Origin of the sequence: Salinibacterium sp., from assembly GCF_031364185.1 — a bacterium.
In the GTDB taxonomy this organism is placed as follows: Bacteria; Actinomycetota; Actinomycetes; order Actinomycetales; family Microbacteriaceae; genus Rhodoglobus.
This window is the reverse complement of record NZ_JANLVV010000188.1, coordinates 1-8935: the sequence shown is the minus strand read 5'-3', so window position 1 is coordinate 8935 and position 8935 is coordinate 1. Positions and strand designations below refer to the sequence as shown.

Sequence of the window (8935 nt, the reverse complement as noted above, 5' to 3'; positions counted from 1 at the left end):
GCGCGGGCTTTCTCGCGATGTACATCTTCGCCATTGCTCTGTCGTTCAACGGCATGGATCCAAACCTGGAACCCATCTTCTTTCCCACGGCGATGGGCATCCTGGTCGCCCTGATGTACCTGGTCGCCGGGGCAATCTGGCACGCGATCCCGTCCATCGTGATGGGCGGTGCGATCCTCGTCGTATCGCTGGTCGCGCCCTTCCTGGGGTATCCGAATCACTACCTCGTGTTCGCGATTGCCGGTGGCGGGGTGTTCTTCGGCGGGGCCATCTCGACCGCGCTGTACACCCGCGGCGGTCGGGATGGCACGGCGGTGCGCTGATGACCGAGCTCGATCCGGTCATCCACGCCCAGGCGCGCCTGCGGATCGTATCGGCGCTTGCCACCCTCGACAGTGGAGAGAGCATCACATTTCCCCGGCTGCTCGAATTGCTCGACATGACCGCCGGCAACCTGTCAACGCACCTGCGCAAGCTCGAAGACGCCGAGTACGTGGAGGTCACGAAGTCTCACCAGGGCCGAACGCCCGTGACCTATCTCGCACTGTCGAAGGTCGGTCGGCGGGCGTTCGAGGACTACACCGAAGCCCTGAGGGCACTGCTAGGAGCCACACCATGACCGTACTTGCGAGCCTGACAAATGTGTCGCGCACGTTTGGTGACATCACCGCTTTGGATGATGTCACTCTCGACATTCGCTCGGGAGAGATTCTTGGCCTGCTCGGTCCGAACGGCGCGGGAAAGAGCACAGTGATCTCGCTGCTGGCGGGCCGACGGCGCGCGACCACGGGAATCGTCAGCCTTTTCGGGGGCGACCCGGCCGAAGCGCGCAATCGGCAGTGGCTCGGAAGCACTCCCCAAGAGACGGCCCTCCCCGAGTCGCTTCGTGTCGGGGAGGTGATCGATTTCGTCGGTGCGCATTTTGCGACCAGGGTCTCGACGGCGCAACTCGCGGCGCAGTTCGGGCTCGCCGATCTGGTGCGGCGACAAACCGGTTCGCTCTCCGGCGGGCAGAAGCGTCGACTGAGCGTCGCGCTGGCCTTCGTGGGCAACCCCAGACTGGTGCTGCTGGATGAACCGACCACCGGTCTCGATGTCGATGCCCGCCGACTGCTGTGGGAGGCACTTCGCGAGCAGCACGATCGCGGTGTGACCATCGTCGTCACCAGCCACTATCTCGAAGAGATCGAAGCACTCGCCGAGCGGGTCGTGGTGATGTCGGAGGGTCGGATCGTCGCGGATGATTCGCTTGGCGGAGTGCTGGCCCGCGTGGCCCTGCGGCTGGTGCACCTCGAGACGCCACACCCTGGGGCGGTAGCCGCCCTTGACGGCGTCGCCCGGCGCGAGGGTGACACTTATTTTGTGCAGGATTCCGATGCGTTCGTGGTTCGGCTGGTGCGATCCGGGCTTGACTTTCGCGATCTCACCGTGCGCGGCGCCACCCTCGAGGAAGCGTTCCTCTCTCTCACTGCCCGCGACGGAGCCCGCTGATGTCAGTGATGTCTCTCACCCTCGTGCATGCGAAGTACTCGATCATCGAGACCATTCGCATTCCGATCGCCGTGATCGGAACCCTCGTGTTCCCGGCACTGGCAATGCTGTTCTTCGTCGTGCCTCAGCCTTCGGTCTCCCAGGACCCGCTGTTCGCCACCCAGGCAATCATCTCGATGAGTGTCTTCTCGGTCATGGTCGGCAGCCTGTTCAGCTTCGGGCTTGGCATCGCCGAGAACAGGGAAAAGGCGTGGGAGCCCTATCTTCGCACCCTGCCCGCTCCAGGCATGGCCCGAGTGCTCGCGCACATCCTGTCCACCGGCACTATGGCGATCATCTCTCTCATACCGCTGCTCGCGATTGGGGCGCTGTTTACTGCGGCGACGGTGGAGCCGCTTCGCCTCGTGGTCGGCCTGCTCGCCGTCGCGGTGTCGTCACTGCCCTTCATGTTCCTGGGCATGAGCATCGGATACCTGCTTCCGATGAAGGCGGCCATCGCGGTCGTGCAGGTGACGTTCTTCGCTCTCGCCTTCGGTGGCGGACTATTTCTCCCGCCGGTCATGTTCCCGGATTGGTTGAATACGGTCTCGCAGTTCCTGCCGTCGCGACAGGCTCGTGATTTCGTGATCTGGGTGGTGCAGGGAGGCGAGCTTCACCCCATGACCTGGCTGGGTTTGTTGGCGTGGAGTGCAATTCTCCTGCCGGTAGTACTCGCGCTCGTCAAGCGGGACGAGGGGCGTCGCTACCGATGAGCCTGGGCCGCAACCCGACCCCGGGCGCATCTCACAGCGCAGTGATGGCCCTTCCCAAATCGCGCAACGGGCCACAACTGCACTCTGACCACAGCCGGCTCATCCCTGCGCCCTTGCGCGTCTCCTAGTGCAGTAGTGGCCGCCTCATATAGCTGCGCGCCCCGGTGACATGCCGGTTCAGGCTGATACAAGTCGCTACCGATAAACTCGATTAGCAACCCGACCTTGGTGTTGCCATGACACAGACGGGTTGCCCCAAGCATGACGACCGCTTCGGACGCCCCCGGCACTCGGCGAGGCCGCTGGTGGAAGCTCACGTGGATCATTCCCGCGGCGCTGGTGTTCGCGTTTCTCGTGGTGCTCGCGGCCAAAGGCATCCGGGGTTTACCCGACGTGCAGTCGTTTATGACCGATTATCCCGGCCGCTCGGCGCTGCCGGCGGATGCCCCGGTCGGCTTCCCGGCCTGGCTGAACTGGCAGCACTTCCTCAACTCGCTGTTCATCCTCTTCATCCTCCGCACCGGCTGGGAGCTGCACACGGCGAAACGACCGTCTGTGTTCTGGACGCGCAACAACACTGGGCTCATCCGCACGAAGAATCCGCCGGTGCGCATCGGCCTGCCACTCTGGTTTCACCTGACCGTCAGCTCGCTCTGGGTGCTCAACGGCGTCATCCTCTACATCCTGCTGTTCAGTTCAGGCCAGTGGATGCGCGTGATCCCGACCAGCTGGGACGTCATCCCGAATGCCCTCTCGGCCGGCCTCCAGTACGCCTCGCTCGACTGGCCGATGGACAACGGCTGGGTGAACTACAACGCACTGCAGCTGCTCGCCTACTTCGCGACGACCTTCGTTGCGGCTCCGCTGGCACTGGCCACGGGCATCCGGCTCTCGCCCGGATTTGCCGCCAGCTTTCGCAGCATTGACCGACTCGTGCCCCTGAAAGCCACCAGGACGGTGCACTTCGCGGTGATGATCTACTTCGTCGGGTTCATCATCGTGCACGTGACGCTGGTGCTCGCCACTGGCGCCCTGCGCAATCTGAACCACATGTATGCGACCCGGGATGACGAGGGCTGGCTTGGGTTTGCCTTTTTCGCCGCGTCGATCGTGATCATGATCGTGGGATGGATGCTCGCCAGGCCATCGCTGCTCGCCCCGGTCGCCGCGCTCACCGGCAAGCTCCGCCGCTAACTAGAGCGGAGTTCGAACATAGGCTGGGCGCATGAAGCTCCACACCGTCCGCGTGCATCCCAGCTCAGAGAACCTACCGCGCGAGAACCAGCTCGCCTGGAAGATCGCCGAGGTCGCCTCGGAGCGGATCGAGGCGACGGATGCCGTCACCGACATGGTCATCAACCGCATCATCGATAACGCGTCGGTAGCTACCGCCTCCCTCAGCCGCGCGTCGGTCGTGGCCGCGCGGGCCCAGGCCGAGGCGCACCCCGTCTCCCGCAATGGCCTCGGATCGACCGTGGTCGGCAGCACCCTGCCGACCAGCCCGGAGTGGGCGGCGTGGGCCAACGGGGTCGCCGTGCGCGAGCTCGACTACCACGACACCTTCCTTGCGGCCGAGTATTCCCACCCCGGCGACAACATCCCGCCGATCCTTGCCGTCGCACAACACCTCGAACGCTCCGGTGCCGAGCTGCTCAGGGGCATCGTCACCGGCTACGAGATTCAGATCGACCTCGTGAAGGCCATCAGCCTGCACCGGCACAAAATCGACCATGTCGCCCACCTTGGCCCCTCGGCCGCGGCCGGAATCGGCACCCTGCTCGGGCTGGACACCGAGACCATCTTCCAGGCCATCGGCCAGGCCCTGCACACCACGACGGCCACCCGCCAGTCCCGCAAGGGCGAGATCTCCACCTGGAAGGCGTACGCTCCCGCCTTCGCGGGCAAAATGGCGGTCGAGGCGGTCGACCGAGCGATGCGCGGCCAGTCCAGCCCCACCCCGATCTATGAGGGCGAGGATGGCGTGATCGCCTGGCTGCTGGATGGCGCCGGCGCCTCGTACGAGGTTCCGCTGCCCTCCGCTGGCGAGGCACGCGTGGCCATCCTCGACAGTTACACGAAGGAGCACTCGGCCGAGTACCAGGCGCAGGCGTGGATCGACCTGGCGCGCAGACTGAAGCGCGAGCATCCTGAACTCACGGCCGACACCATCGCCAGCGCGGTGCTGCACACCAGCCACCACACCCACTTCGTGATCGGCTCGGGCGCGAACGACCCGCAGAAGTACGACCCCAGCGCGAGCCGCGAGACCCTCGACCATTCGATTCCCTACATCTTCACCGTCGCGTTGCAGGATGGGCAGTGGCACCACGAGCGCTCCTACGCGCCGGAGCGCGCTAACCGGCCCGACACCGTCGCGCTGTGGAACAGGGTCACCACGGTCGAGGATGCCGAGTGGACGCGCCGCTACCACTCCGACGACATCACCGAGAAGGCGTTCGGGGGTCGGGTTGAGATCGAGTTGACCGATGGATCCCGCATCGTGGACGAGATCGCGGTCGCCGACGCCCATCCGCTGGGGGCGCGGCCGTTCGCGCGCGAGCAGTACCTGCAGAAGTTCCGTGCGCTGGCCGACGGCGTGCTTTCGTCCTCCGAAGTCGAACGCTTTCTCGACACCGCCCAGGATCTGCCGAACCTCACCGACCTCACCGGGCTGACCGTTCATGGCAACTTCTCTGCAGTCACCTCGAAGGGGATCTTCTAATGCTGTACGCCAACACCACTCCCGCCGAGAAGCGCGCCACCCTGCGATCCGCCCTCGCCACCGGCGAGCTGCTGCGCTTCCCGGGGGCGTTCAACCCGCTGAGCGCGAAACTCATCCAGGACACAGGCTTCGAGGGTGTCTACATCTCGGGTGCGGTGCTTGCGGCCGACCTGGGACTGCCCGACATCGGCCTGACCACCCTGACCGAGGTTGCGGCGCGCGGCCAGCAGATCAGCCGCATGACCGACCTGCCGACCCTCATCGATGCCGATACGGGCTTCGGCGAGCCGATGAACGTCGCGCGCACCGTGCAGAGTCTCGAAGACGCGGGGGTCGCGGGCCTCCACATCGAAGACCAGGTCAATCCGAAACGCTGCGGTCACCTCGATGGCAAGGCCGTCGTGGCAGTGGATGTCGCGACCAAGCGCATCCGCGCGGCCGTCGACGCGCGGCGCGACCCCAACCTGTTGATCATGGCGCGCACCGACATCCGAGCCATCGAAGGATTGAGCGCCGCCATCGATCGCGCGAAGCAACTGGTCGACGCCGGCGCCGACGCCATCTTCCCCGAGGCGATGGCCGACCTCAGCGAATTCGAGGCCATCCGGGCGGCTGTCGACGTGCCGATCCTGGCGAACATGACCGAGTTCGGCAAGAGTGAACTGTTCACCACCGAGCAGCTGGCCGGCGTCGGAATCAACATCGTCATCTACCCGGTCAGCCTGCTGCGCCTCGCGATGGGGGCGGCCGAGCGCGGCCTCGAGACGATCACGCGCGAAGGCTCTCTCACGTCGGAGGTTGCGGCGATGCAAACTCGCGCCAGACTGTATGAGTTGCTCGACTACGAGTCGTACAACTCCTTCGACAACTCCGTTTTCAACTTCACCCTTTAGGAGCGCACCGTGACCGATGCCGAATCAAGCAGCGACATTCGCAAGGGACTCGCAGGAGTGGTCGTCGACACCACCTCCATTTCCAAGGTCAACCCTGAGAGCAACTCGCTGCTCTATCGCGGCTACCCCGTGCAGGAGCTCGCAGCACATTGCACCTTCGAGGAGGTCGCGTTCCTGCTCTGGAATGGCGAGCTGCCCACCCCGACCCAGCTGGCCGACTTCGAGAACCAGGAGCGGGGTCTGCGCCACCTCGACGAGCGCGTGAAGCGTGTCATTGACGAGCTGCCGCTGACGGCGCATCCCATGGACGTCGTTCGCACCGCCGTGAGTGTGATGGGCGCCAGCGATCCGGATGCCTCCGACTCCAGCCCGGCGGCGAACCTCGGCAAGTCCGTGGCGCTGTTCGCCAGGCTGCCCGCCATCGTCGCCTACGACCAGCGCCGTCGCCGTGGTGAGCACCTCGTGGAGCCGCGGAACGACCTCGGCTACTCCGCCAACTTCCTGTTCATGACCTTTGGCGAGCTGCCGGACGAGGTCGTCGTCAACGCGTTCGATGTCTCAATGATCCTGTACGCAGAGCACTCCTTCAACGCCTCGACCTTCACCGCCCGCGTCATCACCTCAACGCTGGCCGACCTGCACTCCGCCGTGGTGGGTGCCATCGGCGCACTCAAGGGTGCCCTGCACGGCGGCGCGAACGAGGCCGTCATGCACACCTTCGACGAGATTGGAGTCGCGGCAAACGCCCCGGGCTGGCTCGATACTGCGCTCGCCGAGAAGCGCAAGATCATGGGCTTCGGTCACCGGGTGTACAAGAGCGGGGACTCCCGCGTGCCCACGATGAAGGCCGCGCTCGACACGCTTATCACGGAATATGATCGGCCCGACATGATCGAGTTGTATGACGCACTCGAGGCGGCGATGACCGAGCGCAAGGGCATCCTGCCAAATCTCGACTACCCCAGCGGCCCCGCCTACCACCTGATCGGCTTCGACACCGAGATGTTCACGCCGCTGTTCGTCGCCTCGCGGATCACCGGCTGGACGGCCCATATCATGGAGCAGCTGCAGTCGAATGCGCTGATCCGCCCGCTGTCGCTCTACAACGGCGTCGACGAGCGGCACGTGTAAGGGGAGCGCCGCTCGAGCGCGGGGCTCCTCGCGAGCGCGGCGGTTCGGCTCGACTGCGCTCGCGCGCACGGCGGCGCTCGCGCCGAATGGCCGCGCTCGACCCGGTGGTTGCTGCTACGCTCCCACCACCTCGACGCGGGCGCCGACTGCGGCGTAGGTGCCGAGCGCCCTCGCGTCACGGGTCATCAGGGTGAGGTTCTCGCTGAGGGCGGCTAGACCGACCAGCGCATCGTAGACGGCTCCGCCCGCGATCCCCACCGTGCTCAGCGTGGTGGTGAGAGTTCGTGTCACTGCATTGTCGACCAGCGCAGGCTCGCCGAACTCGCTCGCGATGAGCCGCGCAGCATCCTTCGGTTCCACTCGCGCGTCGCCGCTGAGCCTGGTCAACACCGAGTACGTCTCGGCCAGCGATTGCGCCGTGAGCACCGGGCTTCGGGTGCCGATCGCGGAGCGCACGGCGGCATGCGATGGATGAGTTGCCATGAGCAGTGGTACCGCACAGCTCGTGTCGAGCGCGACCCGCTCAGCGGTGGCCACGACAGCGGTGCTCACGTCAGACTTGGTCACCTGCGCCCTGAGTCGATCAGCGCGAACACCATGTCGTCGTCGACGACGGTCTCAGACACGGCGACGAGATGACCATCCGTCTCAACCAGTCGCGCCGTTGAACCGCTCGGCACAAGCTGGAGACCGGCACCGTAGATGCTGATGTCAATGTCGCCGCCATCCGGCATCCCGAGTGCATCGCGCAGCGGCTTGGGAACGACCACGCGACCTGCCCTATCCATGGTGAGCTTCATGGTTCGAGAGTACCATCGTGCTACCACTGCGTCACCATCGCGGCGCGGATTGCTCGTCGGCCGCGCATAGGGTGGAAGCATGACTGTTCCCACCATCACCCTGAACGACGGCGCCCCCATCCCCCAACTCGGATTCGGGGTCTTTCTCGTCGACCCGGCCGAGACCGAACGCATCGTCTCCGACGCGCTGGAGGTGGGGTACCGACACATCGATGCCGCCGCCGTCTACGGCAACGAGGCAGAGGTGGGGCGTGCGATCGCGGCCTCGGGCATCCCTCGAAACGAATTGTTCATCACTACCAAGCTCTGGAACAAAGACCAGGGCACCCAGTCGGCCTTCGACGCGATCAACCTCAGCCTCGAGAAGCTCGGCCTCGAATCTGTGGACCTCTACCTCATCCACTGGCCGCGCCCCGACCTCGACCGCTACCTCGAAACCTGGCTTGCCCTGGAGCAGATCCAGGCTCGTGGCCAGGCGACCTCGATTGGTGTGTCGAACTTTCACGTTCCCCACCTCGAGCGTGTGCTTGCCGAGGGCACGGTCGTCCCCGCGGTCGACCAGATCGAACTGCACCCCGCGTTCGCGCAGCGCGACATCCGCGAATTCGCCACCTCGAAGGGCATCGCGGTCGAGTCATGGGGGCCGCTCGGGCAGGGTAAATACGACCTGTTCGGGATGCCTCCGGTCGCCGACGCCGCGGCGGCCCACGACGTGTCCCCGGCGCAGGTTGCGATCCGCTGGCACCTGCAGAACGGACTCATCGTGTTCCCGAAATCCAACTCACGCGAGCGCATGGCGGAGAACTTCGACGTGTTCGGCTTCGAGCTGACGGCGGACGAGCTCGAGGCCATCAACGCGCTCGACCAGGGGATGCGCGTCGGCGCGAACCCCGACACGGCCACGTTCTAGCTGCGCACGGGTCAGCGGGTCTCGGCGGCCGGCTGACCGTGGGGCGTGAGCAGCGATGGATGCCCGCTCGGTCGCGCGAGGTCGCCCCGACGTGAGGTGTCAGAGTGCAGTTGTGGCCCCTTCGCCCGCGGCACAAGGGCCACAACTGCGCTCTGACAGGAGCAATGAGGGCATTAGCCGCGCCGCGCCCGCCGCGCCCGCCGCGCTCGCCGCGCCGCGCCGCGCCCGCCGCGCCG

General features: G+C 65.6%; 11 protein-coding genes. 9 read left to right on the top strand and 2 right to left on the bottom strand.

The annotated features are described in order from the left end of the window. From RMN95_RS08230 to RMN95_RS08195, 8 genes are all read left to right on the top strand, one after another. On the top strand, window positions 1-323 hold a 323-nt coding region (locus RMN95_RS08230), incomplete at its 5' end, for a hypothetical protein (protein ID WP_309616451.1). Next, window positions 323-619: a transcriptional regulator gene (locus tag RMN95_RS08225; RefSeq protein ID WP_309616450.1), complete on the top strand. Its 297-nt coding sequence runs from the start codon at window positions 323-325 to the stop codon at window positions 617-619. The genes RMN95_RS08230 and RMN95_RS08225, both read left to right, overlap by 1 nt. Further along, a complete protein-coding gene (locus RMN95_RS08220; RefSeq protein WP_309616449.1) occupies window positions 616-1491 on the top strand; it encodes an ABC transporter ATP-binding protein in 876 nt (291 codons plus the stop codon). The genes RMN95_RS08225 and RMN95_RS08220 overlap by 4 nt, the downstream gene beginning before the upstream one ends. Further along, the gene (locus RMN95_RS08215) at window positions 1491-2243 is read left to right on the top strand and encodes an ABC transporter permease (protein WP_309616448.1); all 753 of its coding nucleotides are present in this window, start codon (window positions 1491-1493) and stop codon (window positions 2241-2243) included. The genes RMN95_RS08220 and RMN95_RS08215 overlap by 1 nt, the downstream gene beginning before the upstream one ends. A gap of 261 nt (window positions 2244-2504) precedes the next feature. After that, window positions 2505-3437 (top strand): cytochrome b/b6 domain-containing protein, encoded by a 933-nt coding sequence (locus RMN95_RS08210; protein ID WP_309616447.1) that lies wholly within the window; start codon window positions 2505-2507, stop codon window positions 3435-3437. Window positions 3438-3468: 31 nt separating this feature from the next. Next, window positions 3469-4965 (top strand): MmgE/PrpD family protein, encoded by a 1497-nt coding sequence (locus RMN95_RS08205; protein ID WP_309616446.1) that lies wholly within the window; start codon window positions 3469-3471, stop codon window positions 4963-4965. Beyond that, window positions 4965-5858: a methylisocitrate lyase gene (gene prpB, locus RMN95_RS08200; RefSeq protein ID WP_309616445.1), complete on the top strand. Its 894-nt coding sequence runs from the start codon at window positions 4965-4967 to the stop codon at window positions 5856-5858. Before RMN95_RS08205 ends, prpB begins: the two co-directional genes overlap by 1 nt. A 9-nt stretch (window positions 5859-5867) precedes the next feature. Then, the gene (locus RMN95_RS08195; RefSeq protein ID WP_309616444.1) at window positions 5868-6989 is read left to right on the top strand and encodes a bifunctional 2-methylcitrate synthase/citrate synthase; all 1122 of its coding nucleotides are present in this window, start codon (window positions 5868-5870) and stop codon (window positions 6987-6989) included. A 114-nt stretch (window positions 6990-7103) separates the two neighbouring features. Here the strand turns inward: RMN95_RS08195 and RMN95_RS08190 are convergent, their stop codons facing one another. Together RMN95_RS08190 and RMN95_RS08185 are read right to left on the bottom strand one after the other, a co-directional pair. Further along, window positions 7104-7541, bottom strand: a complete 438-nt coding sequence (locus tag RMN95_RS08190; protein ID WP_309616443.1) for a PIN domain-containing protein — start codon at window positions 7539-7541, stop codon at window positions 7104-7106. 11 nt (window positions 7542-7552) lie between these two features. Then, on the bottom strand, window positions 7553-7789 hold the full coding sequence (locus tag RMN95_RS08185; protein WP_309616442.1) for an AbrB/MazE/SpoVT family DNA-binding domain-containing protein: 237 nt from the start codon (window positions 7787-7789) through the stop codon (window positions 7553-7555). A gap of 79 nt (window positions 7790-7868) precedes the next feature. Between RMN95_RS08185 and RMN95_RS08180 the strand changes: the two genes are divergently transcribed. Then, window positions 7869-8699: an aldo/keto reductase gene (locus tag RMN95_RS08180; protein ID WP_309616441.1), complete on the top strand. Its 831-nt coding sequence runs from the start codon at window positions 7869-7871 to the stop codon at window positions 8697-8699. Window positions 8700-8935 lie beyond the last annotated feature (236 nt).